This window comes from Haemophilus haemolyticus (genome assembly GCF_003490595.1).
GTDB lineage: Bacteria > Pseudomonadota > Gammaproteobacteria > Enterobacterales > Pasteurellaceae > Haemophilus > Haemophilus haemolyticus_L.
In genome coordinates this window covers 1-322 of the sequence record NZ_QQGY01000033.1, presented here as the reverse complement: position 1 = coordinate 322, position 322 = coordinate 1, and the positions used below count along the sequence as shown (strand labels likewise).

1 protein-coding gene is annotated in these 322 nt (G+C 39.4%); it reads left to right on the top strand.

Features of this window, described 5'->3' with window-relative positions; genetic code table 11:
- Positions 1-322: DDE-type integrase/transposase/recombinase (locus tag DV415_RS10150; protein WP_153063416.1), on the top strand; the 322-nt coding region annotated here is incomplete at both ends.

Here is a 322-nt window from a genome sequence, read left to right as displayed (position 1 = left end):
AAAAATGGGTAACTGATATCACCGAGTTTAAGGCGAAAGATGGAAGTAAAGTCTATTTATCCCCTATTTTAGACTTATTTAACAATGAGATAGTCTCCTATAATCTCAGCTATTCCCCAAACTGGGCACAAGTAGAGGACATGTTAATGCAAGCCGTCAAAGGATTAAATAAAGCTTGTGGTGTCATTTTACATTCAGACCAGGGATGGCAATATCAAATGGTGGCTTATCGTCGAATTTTAGCTGAACATGGCATCATTCAAAGTATGTCGAGAAAAGGGAATTGCTTGGACAATGCCGCGATGGAAAGTTTCTTTGGGCG